Annotated in this window: 17 protein-coding genes; 6 read left to right on the forward strand and 11 right to left on the reverse strand. The window is 66.5% G+C overall.

Annotated elements, in window-relative coordinates:
• The first annotated feature begins 182 nt into the window (after positions 1 to 182).
• Both AC5JBD_RS01845 and AC5JBD_RS01850 read left to right on the forward strand, forming a co-directional pair.
• Complete coding sequence (locus AC5JBD_RS01845; RefSeq protein WP_495720055.1) at positions 183 to 1,580, forward strand: sigma-54-dependent transcriptional regulator; 1,398 nt, start codon at positions 183 to 185, stop codon at positions 1,578 to 1,580.
• Positions 1,581 to 1,598: 18 nt separating this feature from the next.
• Positions 1,599 to 2,936: a sensor histidine kinase gene (locus AC5JBD_RS01850; protein ID WP_495720056.1), complete on the forward strand. Its 1,338-nt coding sequence runs from the start codon at positions 1,599 to 1,601 to the stop codon at positions 2,934 to 2,936.
• A gap of 15 nt (positions 2,937 to 2,951) precedes the next feature.
• On the opposite strand, the gene AC5JBD_RS01855 is transcribed toward AC5JBD_RS01850, so the two are convergent.
• From AC5JBD_RS01855 to AC5JBD_RS01865, 3 genes are all read right to left on the reverse strand, one after another.
• Positions 2,952 to 3,680, reverse strand: coding sequence for a cistern family PEP-CTERM protein (locus tag AC5JBD_RS01855; RefSeq protein ID WP_495720057.1), 729 nt, complete (start codon positions 3,678 to 3,680; stop codon positions 2,952 to 2,954).
• A 157-nt stretch (positions 3,681 to 3,837) separates the two neighbouring features.
• Positions 3,838 to 5,169: an FAD/NAD(P)-binding protein gene (locus tag AC5JBD_RS01860; RefSeq protein ID WP_495720058.1), complete on the reverse strand. Its 1,332-nt coding sequence runs from the start codon at positions 5,167 to 5,169 to the stop codon at positions 3,838 to 3,840.
• Positions 5,166 to 5,603 (reverse strand): RrF2 family transcriptional regulator, encoded by a 438-nt coding sequence (locus AC5JBD_RS01865; protein WP_495720059.1) that lies wholly within the window; start codon positions 5,601 to 5,603, stop codon positions 5,166 to 5,168. Before AC5JBD_RS01865 ends, AC5JBD_RS01860 begins: the two co-directional genes overlap by 4 nt.
• 198 nt (positions 5,604 to 5,801) lie before the next feature.
• Between AC5JBD_RS01865 and AC5JBD_RS01870 the strand changes: the two genes are divergently transcribed.
• Positions 5,802 to 6,008 (forward strand): hypothetical protein, encoded by a 207-nt coding sequence (locus tag AC5JBD_RS01870; RefSeq protein WP_495720060.1) that lies wholly within the window; start codon positions 5,802 to 5,804, stop codon positions 6,006 to 6,008.
• A 3-nt stretch (positions 6,009 to 6,011) separates the two neighbouring features.
• Here AC5JBD_RS01870 and AC5JBD_RS01875 read toward each other — a convergent pair whose 3' ends face one another.
• Positions 6,012 to 7,286, reverse strand: a complete 1,275-nt coding sequence (locus AC5JBD_RS01875) for a nucleotide sugar dehydrogenase (RefSeq protein ID WP_495720061.1) — start codon at positions 7,284 to 7,286, stop codon at positions 6,012 to 6,014.
• A 192-nt stretch (positions 7,287 to 7,478) separates the two neighbouring features.
• Here AC5JBD_RS01875 and AC5JBD_RS01880 point away from each other — a divergent pair, with 192 nt between their 5' ends.
• Positions 7,479 to 7,742, forward strand: a complete 264-nt coding sequence (locus AC5JBD_RS01880; RefSeq protein ID WP_495720062.1) for a hypothetical protein — start codon at positions 7,479 to 7,481, stop codon at positions 7,740 to 7,742.
• Between the two features lie 24 nt (positions 7,743 to 7,766).
• Here AC5JBD_RS01880 and AC5JBD_RS01885 read toward each other — a convergent pair whose 3' ends face one another.
• The gene (locus AC5JBD_RS01885) at positions 7,767 to 8,381 is read right to left on the reverse strand and encodes a hypothetical protein (protein ID WP_495720063.1); all 615 of its coding nucleotides are present in this window, start codon (positions 8,379 to 8,381) and stop codon (positions 7,767 to 7,769) included.
• Positions 8,378 to 8,950, reverse strand: a complete 573-nt coding sequence (locus AC5JBD_RS01890; RefSeq protein WP_495720064.1) for an alpha-ketoglutarate-dependent dioxygenase AlkB — start codon at positions 8,948 to 8,950, stop codon at positions 8,378 to 8,380. The genes AC5JBD_RS01885 and AC5JBD_RS01890 overlap by 4 nt, the downstream gene beginning before the upstream one ends.
• 95 nt (positions 8,951 to 9,045) lie before the next feature.
• On the opposite strand from AC5JBD_RS01890, the gene AC5JBD_RS01895 reads away from it, so the two are divergent.
• Both AC5JBD_RS01895 and AC5JBD_RS01900 read left to right on the forward strand, forming a co-directional pair.
• The gene (locus tag AC5JBD_RS01895) at positions 9,046 to 9,915 is read left to right on the forward strand and encodes a PilZ domain-containing protein (protein WP_495720065.1); all 870 of its coding nucleotides are present in this window, start codon (positions 9,046 to 9,048) and stop codon (positions 9,913 to 9,915) included.
• Positions 9,916 to 10,041: 126 nt separating this feature from the next.
• A complete protein-coding gene (locus AC5JBD_RS01900; protein ID WP_495720066.1) occupies positions 10,042 to 10,200 on the forward strand; it encodes a hypothetical protein in 159 nt (52 codons plus the stop codon).
• A gap of 47 nt (positions 10,201 to 10,247) precedes the next feature.
• Here the strand turns inward: AC5JBD_RS01900 and AC5JBD_RS01905 are convergent, their stop codons facing one another.
• From AC5JBD_RS01905 to AC5JBD_RS01925, 5 genes are all read right to left on the reverse strand, one after another.
• Positions 10,248 to 10,652, reverse strand: a complete 405-nt coding sequence (locus tag AC5JBD_RS01905; protein ID WP_495720067.1) for a hypothetical protein — start codon at positions 10,650 to 10,652, stop codon at positions 10,248 to 10,250.
• 125 nt (positions 10,653 to 10,777) lie between these two features.
• On the reverse strand, positions 10,778 to 12,841 hold the full coding sequence (locus tag AC5JBD_RS01910) for a 3-hydroxyacyl-CoA dehydrogenase NAD-binding domain-containing protein (RefSeq protein WP_495720068.1): 2,064 nt from the start codon (positions 12,839 to 12,841) through the stop codon (positions 10,778 to 10,780).
• 13 nt (positions 12,842 to 12,854) lie between these two features.
• Positions 12,855 to 13,625 carry an SDR family NAD(P)-dependent oxidoreductase gene (locus AC5JBD_RS01915; RefSeq protein ID WP_495720069.1) on the reverse strand — a complete coding sequence of 257 codons (771 nt, stop codon included), beginning with the start codon at positions 13,623 to 13,625 and terminating at the stop codon, positions 12,855 to 12,857.
• A complete protein-coding gene (locus AC5JBD_RS01920) occupies positions 13,622 to 14,398 on the reverse strand; it encodes an SDR family NAD(P)-dependent oxidoreductase (RefSeq protein ID WP_495720070.1) in 777 nt (258 codons plus the stop codon). The genes AC5JBD_RS01915 and AC5JBD_RS01920 overlap by 4 nt, the downstream gene beginning before the upstream one ends.
• On the reverse strand, positions 14,395 to 15,681 hold the full coding sequence (locus tag AC5JBD_RS01925; protein WP_495720071.1) for an acyl-CoA dehydrogenase family protein: 1,287 nt from the start codon (positions 15,679 to 15,681) through the stop codon (positions 14,395 to 14,397). Before AC5JBD_RS01925 ends, AC5JBD_RS01920 begins: the two co-directional genes overlap by 4 nt.
• Positions 15,682 to 15,728: the final 47 nt, after the last annotated feature.

Raw genomic sequence — 15,728 nt, forward strand, 5'->3', positions numbered from 1 at the left:
CATAAGCCGTGCCAAGCGCGCTGAGCCGCGGAAAACCGCCGTTTCTTGTGCTGGAGTGGCAAGCTGGAGGAGAGTCATTGCTGTTCGGAAACGAACAGGATGTGCGCATCCGGACGAAAGCGGACAGGTGCTGGCACGGAAATTGTTTCGTCGCCGTCCATAAGAGGCTTTAGGAGAGGGCCGTGAAGAGGGGGAAGGCATTCGAGCGCTGCATCGTCGTCGACGACGATCCTGACATCCTGCTGTCGGCGCGGCTGCTGCTCCGCGACATGTTCGAGGAGATCGCCACCTTCCAGGCGCCCGAGGAAGCGCTGACGGCGATGGACCGCGGCCATACTGACGTCATCCTGCTGGACGCCAATTTCGGCCGCGGCGCGACCAATGCGGCCGAGGGCTTCCAGTGGCTCGGCGAGATTTTGAAGCGCGATTCCGAGGCGGTGGTGGTGATGATCACTGCCCATGGCGGCATCCAGATCGCAGTCGAGGCGATGAAGCGGGGTGCTACCGACTTCGTCTCCAAGCCGTGGTCGAACGAGCGGCTGCTGGCGACGGTGAGGACGGCCGCAGCTTTGCGCAACTCGCGCGAGGAGGCGGTGACGGAGCGCAAGCGCGCGGCCGCCGTGAACGCGCCCGCGGCCGGCGCGGAATCGGTGATGCTCGGCTCCTCGCCCGCCATGGCACGCGTGATGTCGCTGGTGGAGCGGGCCGCGCCGACCGAGGCGAATGTGCTGATCCTCGGCGAGAACGGCACCGGCAAGGAGCTGGTCGCGCGCGAGCTGCACCGCCGCTCACGCCGCGCCGATCAAGTGCTGGTCTCGGTGGATCTCGGTGCGGTCGCGGAGAATCTCTTCGAGTCCGAGCTGTTCGGCCATGTGAAGGGCGCCTTCACCGACGCCCGCGGCGATCGCATCGGGCGGCTACAGGCCGCGGACGGCGGCACCCTCTTCCTCGACGAGGTCGGCAACCTTCCGCTCCACCTCCAGCCCAAGCTGCTGACCGCCCTGGAGCAGCGCCAGGTGATTCCGGTCGGCGCCAACCGGCCGGTGCCGATCGACGTGCGCGTGATCGCCGCCACCAACCTGCCGCCGGAGCGCCTCGCCGACGAGGGCCTGTTCCGGCAGGACCTGCTCTTCCGGCTCAACACGGTGGAGATCGAGCTGCCTCCCCTGCGCGAGCGGCGGGAGGACATCCTCCTGCTCATCGATCATTATGTCGGGCTCTATTCGAAGAAATACGGCAAGCCCGCGCGGCGGCTGCCGGCGGACGTCGTGGCGGCGCTGGTGGCTTATGAGTGGCCCGGCAATGTCCGCGCGCTTCGCCATGCCGCCGAGCGGGCCGTGATCCTGGCGGCGGACGATGCGTTCACCGTCGAGGATTTTTCTCTTTCAAGAACGATGGCGCCGAGGACCGCCACCCCGCCGCCGCCGGCCCCGGGTTCCGACCTCAACCTCGACCGCGCCGAGAAGCAGATGGTCGAGGCTGCGCTCAAGAAGCATAGCTACAATATCTCGCTTGCCGCGGCCGAGCTCGGCCTCACCCGTGCGTCGCTTTACAGGCGGATGGACAAGCATGGGCTCTGACCTCCGGCGCCCGGACCGATGAGCTTCCGCCGCAGCTTCCTTGTCGGTCTGGTCGGGCGCGTGCTGCTGCTGCTCCTGACCAGCTTCGGGTTTGTCTACTCGCTTGGCGTTGAGGGGCTTGGCGCCGCGCGGGTGCTGGCGGGCCTGATCTGCCTGGGCTCGATCGTCGGCCTGTGGCGCTACGTGCAGCGGACCAACCTGGAGCTGGCCCGTTTCGTCGAGGCCGTGCGCTTCGGCGATCTGTCGCAGGGCTTTTCCCATCGCAGCGAAGGGAGCGGCTTCGGCGAGTTCGGCGAGGCGCTGGAGCAGGGCATAAGGCGGCTGCGCGAGGAACGGCATCGCCTCAGCGACGACAACCGCTTCTACGAGGCGGTGCTGGACGACGCGCCGATCGCGCTGCTGACGGTGGACGGGGAGGGGAAGGTCGAGCTCGCCAACAAGGCGGCGCGGCGGATGCTGGTGCGTCACACCGGCGTCCGGATCGAGGATTTCAGGGACTATGGCACCGCCTTCGCCAAGTCGCTGAGCGAGGTCACCGTCGGCAGTCCCAAGCTCGTGCCGCTGACGCTGGATGCCGTGCCGCAGACCGCGATGGTCAGCGCAGCGACCGTCCACCGGCTGGGTGGAACTGTGCGGGTGGTGGCGGTGCAGCCCATCCAGGGCGAGCTGAACGCCGTCGAGCTCGCCGCCCAGAGCGACATCGTGCGGGTGCTCACCCACGAGATCATGAATTCGATGACGCCGGTCACTTCGCTAGCCCATACCGCCGCCGACCTGATGGCGGAGGCGGACAAGGGCGATCCCGCCGTGGCCGACGCCCGGGCGGCGGTCGAGACGCTCGCCCGCCGCGCCGACGGCGTGATGGGCTTCGTCGAAAGCTATCGCCAGATCAGCCGAACACCCGAGGTGCGCCGCCGCCTGTTCGAGGTCCTTCCCTGGGCGCAGGAACTGCAATCCCTGTTTCGCGCGACCGAGGCGGGTAGCTCCGTCCGGTTCGATCTCGAGGTCTCACCTGAAACGCTGACGACCGAGGTCGATCCCGACCTGATGTGCCAGGTCCTGCTCAACCTGCTGAAGAACGGCGCCGAGGCCGCGACCGGGCATGCTTCCGAGCCGGGGCTGTCGATGCGCTTCACCCGCACCCGCGGCGGACGCACCCAGATCGAAGTGGCGGACAACGGGCCCGGCATCCCCGAGACGCTCCAGCAGGACATTTTCCTGCCTTTCTTCACCACCAAGCAGAAGGGGACGGGCGTCGGTCTCAGCCTCGCCCGTCAGGTGGTGCTCGCCCATCGCGGCGCGATCAGCCTCGACCGCTCGCCCACCGGCGGCGCGTTGTTCCGCATTCTGATATGAGCCGGACGGCCTAGCTCAGGCGAGCGCGAGCTCCCGGCGGCGGCGGGCGCGCATGGCGCCGCCCACCAGTCCGAAGCCCGTAATCAGCATCGCCCACTGCGCCGGCTCCGGGACAGCCGTAACGAACGCGCCGCCGGTGCCCGACGCCGACTGCTGCTGATTGATGCCGACCCGCTGCCAGCGCGTCGCGAAGTTGCTGAAGGTGATCGCGGTCGGCGCAGGGTTTCCGTAAGTGAGCTTGAACGTGCCGAAGGCCTGCAACAGCTTGTTCGGATCGGAGGCATTGGTCGGCGTGTTCACATAGAGACCGTCATTGCCCCCGCCATTGCAGTTCGAGCCGTCGTAGAGGCAGAATTCGCGATTGCCGAGGCCGCTGAAATTGCCCTTCTTTCCGAGTGCGAAGGGGCCACTGAGGACCTTGAGCGTGGCGTTCGGGGCAACATCGAAGCCGAATACGGCCATGCTCGACCCGAGGTTGTTCAGCGACGAGATGTTCTCCAGCGTATAGCGGAAGGTCAGCACGTTGGTGTTGAAGCCGCCGATCAGCTCGAACAGGATCGAACCCTTTAGGCCGGCCAGATCGGTGCCCGCATCGCCCTTGGTCCCGGTCGTGATGACGGTGAAGCTGTCGGCAGCATCGGTGGTGATGGTCGCCGATCCGTCCGGATTGACGATCACGGCGGCCGCTCCTGGCGCGGCATAGCCGACGGAGACGATGGCAGCAGCCAGCAATAGACGACGCATGAAACCCCCTTGGGACGGTCAGAAGTGCGGGAACCAGCAAGCCCCCCGGCTTGTGAGTCGCGTTTATTAAGGAGCTCACCGCCTATTGTAAAATTTACAATTCGGAAAGGCAGCGCTGCCCCCCGCCTGTCCCGAGATGACGCAGCCTCCTGACGATCTAAGCGTCTGGAGCGGTCAGAGCATCCGCGAGCGCGCGCACCTGGTGACGAATGTCGGGTATCGCCACGATTTCCCAGAACGCACCGCGCGTCATCGGTCCCACAGCAAATAATGTATCGGACGGCTCCCCGCTCTTGCCGAGCGTCCGGTATGCTCCATCGACGTCGATCCCAATTCGGCAGGGGTCCGGCCTGACCCGCCCGGCAGCAAGAAGGCTGTCCAGCAGCGGCTCGCCGGCCCGTGCGATGTCCGCCTGCGGGCCGGTGCAGTTGACGATCCGGCGGACTCGGAGGCTTCGTTCTTCCTCCGCGCCGCGGGGGCGCCAGCGCACCCGAGCTCCCTCGCCGTCCGGTTGCGCCTCGACGACCCTGCCGGCCTGCACATCCAGCCTCCCTTCGCTCCGCAACCGCTCGATGCGCGCGGCGATGGCCGGGGCAATACGGTGGCGGTGTACGTCCCACCAGGGACGAAGGTGGCGAAGGAAACGATGGCGTTCGGCGACGCTCGCATCGCGCCAGAGCTGCTGGGTGACCGGGCGCAGCGAGTCCACCTTCGATCGCCAGTCGTCGTCGCTGCTGCCGCGCACGAAGCCGAGCAGGGACGTGCAGCGGGGCTCCGGACGCTCGGCGAGAGGCTGCGGCGAGAGCGGGATGTCCGCATGGGCTCGCGGGAGCAGGCCACGCCTCGACAAGGCGAGGATGCGGCCGCCGAAGCCGGCGCTTTCCAGCACCAACGCCGCGTCGACGGCGGTCAGACCGGTGCCGACCATCAGCACGACGTCATCGGCCGAGAGACCGAGCGCCAAATCGCCAGCCCAGGGGTTCTCGACATAGACGTTCGCCGGCAGCTCCGCAGGCCGGATGCCGCGCGTCGGCTCGGGCGGCAGGTTTCCGATCGCGAGGATCGCTGCGTCGGTTTCGACCCGGGCGCCGTCGCGCAATTGGAGGCGCTCTCCCGCCCCTATGGTCTCTATCGAAGCGACTTCGGCGTGCAGGGTCTGGAGCCCCTCGCCATGCTCGGCACGCGCGTCGTGAAGGAGGTCGCCGAGATAGCGACCGTAGACGCGCCGCTGGGCAAAGCCGTCGGGGCGGCCATCCGCCTCGCGCGCGAACCAGGATGCGAAATGGTCCGGCTGGTCGGCAAAGGCGCTCATCCCGGCGGCGCGGACGTTCAGCAGGTGATCGGGCTGCTCGGTGCCGTAGGCGGCGCCGCGCGCGAAATGCGGCGCCCGCTCGATCAGGGTCACCCGCGCGCCGCGCCTCAGCAGCTCGATCGCCTGCAAAGTGCCCGAATAGCCGCCGCCGACGACGGCGATGTGCGGCGCGCTCAAGACCGTGCTTCCATCCTCGCTTCGAGCGGCACCGGATCGGCGAGGCTAAGGCCGTCGAGAATTCGCGCGGTCTCGTCGCGGACCATCAGCATCACCCGGTGGAGCCGGCACTCATCCTCGCTCACGCAATTGCGGCAGGGTTCGTAGGCAAGGCGGCTGGCGCAAGGCAGCAGGCCGAGGGAGCCGCGCGTGAGCCGCACGATCTCGCCATAGCTGATCTGATCCGGCTGCCGGGCGAGCCAATAGCCGCCCTCGCGCCCGCGCATAGTTTCGACCAGTCCCTTCCGGCGCATGTGCGACAGCATCACGGTCAGGAATTTGGCCGGGATGTTCTGCGCCTCGGCGATTTCGCTCAGCTGGACCGGCCCCTCACCATAGCGGTCGGCGAGGTGGAGCAGGGCCCTGATCGTATAGCGCGTGCGCTGCGAAAGCATGGCCGGCTAATGGCTGGCGGCCCGCGGCTTGGCAACCGGGCGGCAGGAGCGGACTCCCTGCCGCTACGTCACGCTCGCCAAGCGGCAGCCGGGGCGGGCATTAACCAGCGTGACTCGACCTGATGGTTTCCAGAATATAAAATTCTGATCGAATCAGTATCTTAACCAATCGGCAGGTTGGTTGTCGGGGGACCCTGGATGAAGACCTTCCAGCTGCGGCTGATCGGCGAGAGCGACGGCGTCGTCTACGGCATCAAGGAATATGAAGCTTCGAACGAAGTCCACGCTGCGGAGGTCGCTTCCGGCCTGTGCGGCGACGATACCGACCTCTGGTGGGGTGGCCAGCGGCTGTTGAAGGAACTGGTTCCGGCCGTCGCGCCTGAGGCGAATGCCTGCTTCATCTGATCCTTACAGGGTCCAGCGATCGGTACCCTGGGGCAGCGCCCGGCTCCCGTAAAGGTTTTTGAGGTCGGCGAGGAGGCCACCCTCCGCCAGCAAGCCGCCGATCTGCTCGTCCGGCAAGGCGCCATAAGCGGCGTGCGGGACCGCCACCACCACCATGTCGTAGCGTCCGGTGAGGCCGTCGGTGGCGAGCTCGACGCCATATTCGTGCATCGCCTCGGCCGCATCGGCGAGAGGGTCGTGAACCGTCACCCGGTGCCCCAGCGCCTGCAGCCGGCGGATGACATCGATCACGCGGCTGTTCCTGAGGTCCGGCACATTCTCCTTGAACGAAAGACCCATGACCAGCACCGATCCGAGCTTGCCGCGGCGGGCGTGGAGCTGCTCGGCGACCCAGCCGCCCATGCCGTCGTTGATCGAGCGGCCGGCGAGGATGACGTGCGGCTCCTGGCCGAGCTGCTGGGCGCGATAGCTCAGATAATAAGGATCGACGCCGATGCAGTGGCCGCCGACCAGGCCGGGCTGGAACTTTAGGAAGTTCCACTTGGTGCCGGCCGCCTCGAGCACATCCCAGATCGAGATACTCATCTTCGAGAAGATCTGGGTGATCTCGTTCATGAAGGCGATGTTGATGTCGCGCTGGGCATTCTCGATCACCTTGGCCGCCTCGGCAGCCTTGATCGAGCGCGCTTCGAAGACTCCGGCGCTGGTGACCTTGCCATACATGTCGGCGAGGCGCTTGGTGACCTCCTCATTCTCGCCCGCCACGACCTTCACGATGCGCTCGACGGTATGCTCGCGATCACCCGGATTGATGCGTTCCGGCGAATAGCCGAGGAAGAAGTCCGTGCCGCGCTTCAGGCCGGAGAGGCGCTCGATCAGCGGACCGCAAATGTCCTCGGTAACGCCGGGATAGACGGTGCTCTCATAGACGATGATCGGCTTCTTCGCCGCATCGAGCATCCCCGCCACCGCCTCCGTCGCGCCGATCACCGGCTTCAGGTCCGGCTGATTGTCCCCGTCCACCGGCGTGGGCACGGTGACGATATAGATGTCGGCTCCCACGCAGTCGGAAGCCTCGCTGGTATAGCGCAGCCCCGACGCGGAAAGCGTCGCCTCGTCGACCTCATGCGTGCGGTCGTGGCCGCTCTCGAGCTCAGCGACGCGGCGCCGGTCGATATCCAGCCCCACGACGTCGAAGCTCTTCGCCAGCGCGACAGCGAGCGGCAGCCCAACATAGCCGAGCCCGATCACGATTATTCGTTCGCCGCTGACGCTCATTTTTTGCTTCGCTGCCCACCCAATGATCGGCGCTGCTAAGCCCGCCCTGTCGGCCGATTGTCAAGCGCGGTCGGGCGCTTAGCGGCTGGCGAAGAAACCCGATGGTTCACCGGCAACGCCACGAGCAAAAATAACAGACTTTCCCGGAAACGAACCCACTGTTAACCATATGATGGTGGAGGGCCGCCGTCCGTGAATTGGGGGCAGGACCTGCTGTTTGGACGGCGCCCGGCGCCTCGCGGAGACGTACCGGCCAACTGGCGCTTCCGCCGCGACGGCAGCGAGCCGATCTACGTCATCAACGAGCATATCGATCGGAGCCTGGAGCTCACCAAGATTGTCGTTGGAGTGGTGTCGGGCCTGATTTTCCACCGACTGGTGGCGGAGACCGTGCGGCGGACGGCGAGGGCGCGAGCGGCTAGCCCCGCTCTCCCTGATAAGAAGGGGCCGAGCTGATCTGCCCGGCCCCGCAGAAACAAGTTACTTCTTCGAACCGCCGGCCGAGGAATCCATCGGCCGAAGGCCTTGCTCCTGAAAGCCCTTGTTCACGTCGTCGGCAACCTTGGCGTTGTATTCAGCAACGGTGCTGATGACCTCGCCCTTCTTGTCCAGCAGCACGGCGGCTTCGCTGGAGCCGACCGGAACCAGCCGGATCGAGACGGGGTCCGGATAGAGGTGGTTGGACGCGCCGTTCGAGCCGTCGACGACGCCGCCGATGATGCCGCCGGCGAGGATGTTCCCGAACGCGGCGCCGCCCGTCCGGCTCTGGATATAGACCGTCTCCGACTTGTAACCGTCCTTCGTGAAGGTGACGGCATTATCCTTGCCCCGCTTCAGGCTGGCCTTGCACGGCGTGTCGCACTTCAGGCCCGTCATGATCGCGGCCTCCGCGCCCGTCGGATCCGACTGGAATTCGACTGGCTGGCTGGTGCCGTTCATCACCGTCGCGCAGCCGGCGAGGCCCCAGGACGCCGCGCCCAAAGCAATAACGTTCAACAATCTCTTCACTTGGCAATCCCCCCTCGTTGGAACAGCATGGATAGATAGCGAAAAACTCAAACGCCACAGGTTTTTAGGGGGCGTATTGGCGTTCACCGCTCCCGCAGCGTCCGGAACGTGATCGAGTAGCGAAGGCTCTCGACGGCCGGGATGCTGTGCTCCCATTCGGCGCGTGCGGGACCGGTCAGGAGGTAGGCGGAACGCGGCGCGACCTCGATCGCCGCGCGCTCCCATTTCGGCCCCTGCCTGCGGCGGAAGCGGAGCTTTGCGGGGTAGAGGAGGGAGAGGCCGATCACGTCCTCGAAGACGGAGCGGTCGCGATGCCAGCCGATCGTGGCGCCGGGTTCATATTCGGTCAGCAGCACATGCTCGAGCGCGGCGGCCTCCATCCCGGCGAACGCCGCCGCTTGCGCCCGGAGCGGCAGGAGGAAGGCGGGCATCGGCTCCGCCTGCTCCAGGCCGCTGCCGTCGAAGACGTAGCGCCAGCCATAGGAGACCACCCGGCGCTTGCCGAGGAAGCCATGAAATTCAAACGCCTTGAAGGGGAGGGTGGCGAGATTGCAGACGAGCTCCCGCTCTTCTTCCGCCGTGACGAACTCGCTGCGATAGCGGAAGCCCTCCGGCATTGCGGGCCCGGAGCCGAACAGATCGGTCTGGCTGCTCACGGCCTTAATCTCTGTTTCCCAAGGCTTTCGCGGCTGTCGCTAGGGATTCGGTAAGCTTTCGTCCCGCATAAGCATCGAAATCTTTCGGGGGCATCATGCACGACATCCGCTCATCTTTCGTGGCCGGCGAAGGGCTGCGCAAGGATTCGCCGATTGCCCGCAAGGGGAGCAAGTCCCGAGAGGAGAGCCTCGCCGGCAGCCTCACCGGCATATCGATCCCGCGCTCGGAATCGCGGACCAGCAACCACCGCAGCGAGGACCGCCGGCCGAACCTCGTCGACGCGGCCACCCTGACCCTCCGTCGCCGCAAGCTCGACGTCGAGGTGGTCAACGTCTCGTCCAAGGGCGCGATGATCCGCAGCGACGAGGAAGCCTTCATCGGCGAATTTGTCGATATCCGCTTCGCCGACTGCAATCGCATCCAGGCCACGGTGCGCTGGGTGAAGGACGGCAAGATCGGTCTCGAGTTCGAGGAGCGGACCGAGATCATCGCCGGCGCTCGCATCCAGGAGGAGATCGCACGGCCGCATCTGTCGCTGGTCCCCGCCGCGGCGCCGAGCGGCGATCCCCGCAAAGACCAGGCTCTTGTAATGCGCGCCGCCCGGCAGGGGCTGGTATGGAACGGCACGCTCTACTGGACTTTCGAGGCGTTGACCGTGCGGGTCCGCAACATCTCGCCCGAAGGCGCCATGGTCGATTGCGAGCGCGACCTGCCGGTCGGCTCCGAGGTGCGGCTGAACCTGGCCGAAGCCGGCACGATCGCGAGCGTGGTGCGCTGGTCCCAGAGCGGCCAGATCGGCCTCAGCTTCGATGAGAAATACGATCTGACACAGCTGGCCCGCGCCAGGCCGGCAGCCTTCGTCGGCGCGATGCCGACCCTGAGCGCGGCGGAGCGAAAGAAGCAGGCGCGGAGCATCGGCGCGCTGTGGAACCGGGCATTCGGCGGCCGGGCGGGTCAGGGCTGAGGAGATGGCCATGGCCCGGCAATCAAGCCGCAGCATCCTTAACGGGACGGTAACGATTGCAGGGGCAAAGCTTTGGGAGGGGATTGGCGGCCGCCGGTCCCGAGCAGCGTAGGGAGGAGAGCGAGGATGGAGTCAAACCTTCGCTATTATTCGCGTCGGGCGTACGAGGAGCAGATGGCCGCGACCAGGGCGATCACGCCGCAGGCGCAGGAATGGCATCGTCAGCTTGCCGAAGGCTTTCGCCAGAAGGTGCAGGAGCACCAGATGCAGGCGCAGAGCGCCTGATTTGATCCGTCCGACGGGGAGCCGCCGGACGGACCAGATGAAATGTTCTAGCAGCGCCGGCCGATTTCGCGGCCGAGCAGCGCACCCGCCGCGCCGCCGAGAATGGCGCCGGTCGTGCCGTTTCCACGTCCCCGATATCGATAGCCGCGCCGGTCTCCGCGCCCGATCTCGCGACCGAGCAGAGCACCCGCCGCACCGCCGATGATGGCGCCGGTCGTGCCGCTGCCGCAGCGGCGATAGCCGTAGCGCCGACGGTCGTAGCGCCGCCTGTCGTAGCGCCGGTCATAGCCGCCGCGATAATAGTCGCCGCCATAATAGCTGCGGTCATAATAACCGCGGTCATAATAGCCGTAATCGTAGCCGCGATAGCGGTGACGGGCTTCGGCGGCTTCGGGCATGGTCGTCGCGGCGGCCGCGAAGGCGAGCAGGCCGAGGGTGATCTTCTTGAGCATGATACTGGCTCCTGCGAGAGATGCGGGCGAGCCGCCCCACAAGACTCGGGAGGCCGCCTGAATATTGGTTAATCATGAGTATCCTGACGGACTCATGAACAGATTTCGTCAGGCGGCGCTGCTGCTTAGCGGGTGAATTTCTCCCCTGCCTCGGCCTTGCGGACGAGGAGGTCGGAGAGCTTGAAGTCGGCGCCGAGGCGCTCCTGCTGGCGGGTTATGCCTTCGACGATCTTCTTGAGGCCTTCGGTGTCGGCCCAGTGCATCGGGCCGCCACGGTAGACCGGCCAGCCATAGCCGTAGACCCAGACGACATCGATGTCGGAGGCGCGCTGGGCGTAGCCGCCCTCCAGGATTAGGGCGCCTTCGTTGACCATCGTGTAGAGGGTGCGTTCGACGATCTCCTGGTCCGTGATCTCGCGGGCTTGGACGCCTTCCTTCGTGCGGAACTGCTCGATGATCTCCTGCACCTTAGGGCTCGGCGAGGGGCGGCGCTTTTCATCGTAGTCGTAGAAGCCAGCGCCCTTCTTCTGGCCCCAGCGGTCGATCGCGCAGAGGGCGTCGCGGATATTCTCGACACGATTGGGGTCGCGGTGCCAGCCGATGTCGACGCCGGCGAGGTCGGCCATCTGGAAGGGGCCCATCGGCATGCCGAACTCGACATGGACGCGGTCGACCTGCTCCGGAGTCGCGCCTTCGAGGAGCAGCCGCATCGCCTGCGTCTGGCGCGGGATCAGCATGCGGTTGCCGATGAAGCCGTAGCAGACGCCCGCGACCACCGCGACTTTCTTGATGCGTTTGGCGAGCTGCATGGCGGTGACCAGAACGTCCGGCGCGGTCTTGGCGCCACGGACGACCTCGAGCAGCTTCATGACGTTGGCGGGCGAGAAGAAGTGGAGGCCGAGCACGTCCTCAGGGCGCGAGGTGGACGCCGCGATCTCGTCAACGTTGAGGTAGGAGGTGTTGGAGGCGAGGATCGCGCCCGGCTTGGCGATCTTGTCGAGGCGGCCGAATATGTCCTTCTTCACGTCCATATTCTCGAACACGGCCTCGATGATGAGGTCGCAGTCGGCGAGGTCTTCGAGGCTGAGCGTGGGCTTGAGCAGGCCCATCGCGCCTTCGACCTGCTCGGCCGTCATCTTGCCCTTAGACGCGGTCGCCTCGTAATTCTTGCGCATCACGCCGGTGCCGCGGTCGAGCGCCGCCTGCTCCATCTCGACGATCGTGACCGGGATGCGGGCACTCAGAAAATTCATCGAGATGCCGCCGCCCATGGTGCCGGCGCCGATCACGCCGACCTTGCGGATGTCGCGCGGCTTGGTGTCCTCGGGCAGGCCGTCGATCTTCGAGGCCTTGCGCTCGGCAAAGAAGAAATATTGCTGGGCGCGCGCCTGGGTGCCGCTCATCAGCTCCATGAACAGCTGCCGCTCGGTCTGCACACCCTCGGCATAAGGCTTGGCGACCGCCGCCTCGATCGCGCGGACGTTGAACTCGGGCGCATCGAAGCCGCGCATCTTCTTCGCATTCGCCTCGCGGAACTCGTCGAACAGGCCGGGATTGTCGCGCGCCTCCTGGAGCTTGTCCTCGACCTGGCTGCTGCGCGGGATCGGGCGGTCGTCCTTCGCCTCGTGCGCGAAGGCGACGGCGTGCTGGAGGAGATCGCCTTCGATCAGCTTGTCGACGAGGCCGATCTCATAGGCTTCCCTGGCGCCGATCGGGTTGCCGGTGGCAGCCATTTCCAGCGCCTTGCGCACGCCCGCCACGCGTGGCAGCCGCTGGGTGCCACCCGCGCCCGGGAGCAGACCGAGCTTCACCTCGGGAACGCCGAGCTTCGCGTCGGGCACGGCGACCCGGTAGTGGCTGGCGAGCGCGACCTCGAGCCCGCCGCCAAACGCAGTGCCATGGATCGCGGCGACCACCGGCTTGGTGCAATTCTCGATGATGTCGACGACCTGCGGCAGCGCCGGATAGGCGAACGACTTGGGCGTGCCGAACTCGCTGATGTCGGCGCCGGCGAAGAAGGTGTTGCCCTGGCAGATGATGACGACCGCCTTCACCGCATCATCCCCGTCGGCCTCCTCGATCGCCTTCACCAGCCCTTCGCGCACGGCATGGCCGAGCGCGTTCACCGGCGGATTGTTGGAGGTGACGATCAGGACGTCGCCGTGACGCTGGGTGGAAATCGGGCTCATGTTCTTCTCCGGTTCAATGGGCCGTGCGGCCGTAATCCTGGCGGTTGACGGGGAGCGAGGAGGTGAGGCCGCCGTCGACGACCAAGGCGTGGCCGTTGACGTAGCTGGACTCGTCCGAGGCGAGGAAGAGCGCCGCATTGGCAATCTCGCGCGGCTCGCCGCCGCGGCGGAGCGGGTTCAACTGGCCGAGCTTGTGCTCGACGCCGCGCTCGCGGGCGCGCTCGTAAACGGGCTGGGTCATGCCGGTCTCGATGAGGCCGGGGCAGATGGCATTCACGCGCACGTTTGAGGTGGCGAGCTGCTGCGCCGCGGTGCGGACGAGGCTGATCACGCCGGCCTTGGACGCGGAATAAGCGGGCCCGCCGGCGCCGGAGCGGATGCCGGCGACGGAGGCGGTGCAGATGATCGAGCCGCCGCCGCGCTCCTTGATGACCGGCGCGGCATGCTTTATCGCGAGGAAGGGGCCAATCAGGTTGACCTGCAGGATGCGCTGCCAGTCCTCGACGGACTGCTCGAAAATGCCTGCGATGCCGCCCGAGACCCCGGCATTGGCGAAGAAGATGTCGAGCCCGCCGAAGCGTGCGGCGGCGCTGCGGATCAGGTGCTGGACGTCCTCTTCATTGCCGGCGTCGCAGCGCACGCCGACGATATTCTCCGCGCTTTCCGGCTCGTCGATGTCGGCGGCCAGAACGTGAGCGCCTTCGGAGGCGAACAGCCGCGCCGTCTCGCGGCCGATGCCGGAGGCGCCGCCGGTGACGATGGCGACCTTGTCCTTGAGCCTCACAGGCCCACGCCCACCGTCGAGCCGCCGTCGACGATCACGGCCTGGCCGGTCATGAAGGTGGAGGCAGGGGAGGCGAGGAAGACTGCGGCCCCGGCAATCTCGTGCGGCTCGCCGATGCGGCGCATCGGGGTCCCGCGCGTGACGGCCTTCAGCGTGTCGGGGTTCTCCCACAAGGCGCGCGCAAAGTCGGTGCGCACCAGGCCGGGGGCGATGCAGTTGACCCGGACGCCTGCCGGGCCGAACTCGGAGGCGAGGTTGCGGGCGAGCTGGAAGTCGGCGGCCTTCGAGATGTTGTAGGCGCCGATCACCTCGGATGCGGTGAGCCCGCCGATCGAGCTGACGATGATGATCGAGCCTTCCTTGCGCTCCAGCATCTCCGGCGCGACCATCTGGATGATCCAGTGGTTGGCGATGACGTTGTTTTCCAGGATCTTGCGAAACTGCTCGTCGCTGATCCCCGCCATCGGGCCGTAATAGGGATTGGACGCCGCGTTGCAGACGAGGATGTCGATGCGGCCGAACTGGCGGCGGGTCTCGTCCACAAGGTTCTGGAGCGCTTCCTTGGAGGAGATATTGGCCGGGACGACGATCGCGTGGCCGTCGCCATGCTTGGCGTTGATCGCGTCGGCGGCTTCGGCGCAGGCCTCCGCCTTGCGGCTGGAGATCACCACCCTCGCGCCCTGATCGGCCATGGCCTCGGCGATGGCCCGGCCGATGCCGCGCGAGGAGCCGGTGATGATGGCGACTTTGCCGCTGAGATCGAACAGGCTCATGACGCCGCTCCCACGCCGGCGCCGGTTGGCTGCCCCGCTTCGCTGAGCGGCGGGTGCTTCGAGAACTCCATCATTGCGATCGAGCGATTGTGGACCTCGTCCGGACCGTCGGCGAGGCGCAAGGTGCGGATGCCGGCCCAGCTCGACGCGAGGTTGAAGTCCTGGCTGACGCCGGCGCCGCCATGGGCCTGGACGGCGTCGTCGATGATGCGCAGGGCCATTTGCGGCGCCTGCACCTTGATCATCGCGATCTCCAGCTTGGCGGCCTTGTTGCCGGCCTTGTCCATCATGTCGGCGGCCTTGAGGCAGAGCAGGCGCGACATCTCGATGTCGATCCGCGCCTGCGCGACGCGCTGCTCCCAGATGCTGTGCTCCGACAGGCGCTTGCCGAAGGCGACGCGGCTTTGCAGGCGCTTCACCATGGCGGCGAGCGCCTCCTCGGCCGCACCGATGGTGCGCATGCAATGGTGGATGCGGCCCGGCCCGAGGCGCCCTTGTGCGATTTCGAACCCGCGGCCTTCACCCAGCAGCAGGTTCGAGGCGGGCACGCGCACGTCCCTCAGCTCGATCTCCATGTGGCCGTGCGGCGCGTCGTCATAGCCGTAGACGGTGAGCGCGCGCTCGACCGTGACGCCCGGCGCGTCGAGCGGCATCAGGATCATCGACTGCTGCTGGTGCTTGAGGGCGCTGGTGTCGGTCTTGCCCATCAGGATGGCGACCTTGCAGCGCGGATCGCCCGCGCCCGACGACCACCATTTGCGGCCGTTGATGACGTATCCGTCGCCATCGCGGCTTATCTCGCACTGGATGTTGGTTGCGTCCGAAGAGGCCACCGCGGGCTCCGTCATCAAAAACGCCGAGCGGATCTCGCCGTTCATCAGCGGTCGCAGCCACTGCTCCTTCTGCTCGCGCGTGCCGTAGCGGTGGAAGACCTCCATGTTGCCGGTGTCGGGCGCGGAGCAGTTGAACACCTCGCTCGCCCAGGGGACACGCCCCATCTCCTCGGCGCAGAGCGCATATTCGAGATTGGTGAGCTGGGTGCCTTCGAACTCGAACGTCTCGTCGACATGCTGGAGCGCGTGGCCGGGCGGCATGAACAGATTCCAGAGGTCCGCCGCCTTGGCTTTCGGCTTCAGCTCCTCGATGACCTCGACCGGCTGCCAGCGATCGCCGGTCGCGATCTGCTTCTTATAGTCGCCGGTGCGGGGGCGGACGTGAGTCTCGATGAACTCGCGCACGCGGGTCGCATAATGCGCCTCGCGTTCCGTAAGGGAAAAATCCATGGCGCGCCCCTCGCTTGCTTTACGTGCCCGTCAACCTATCATTCCGC

It is taken from the genome of Allosphingosinicella sp. (assembly GCF_059502505.1).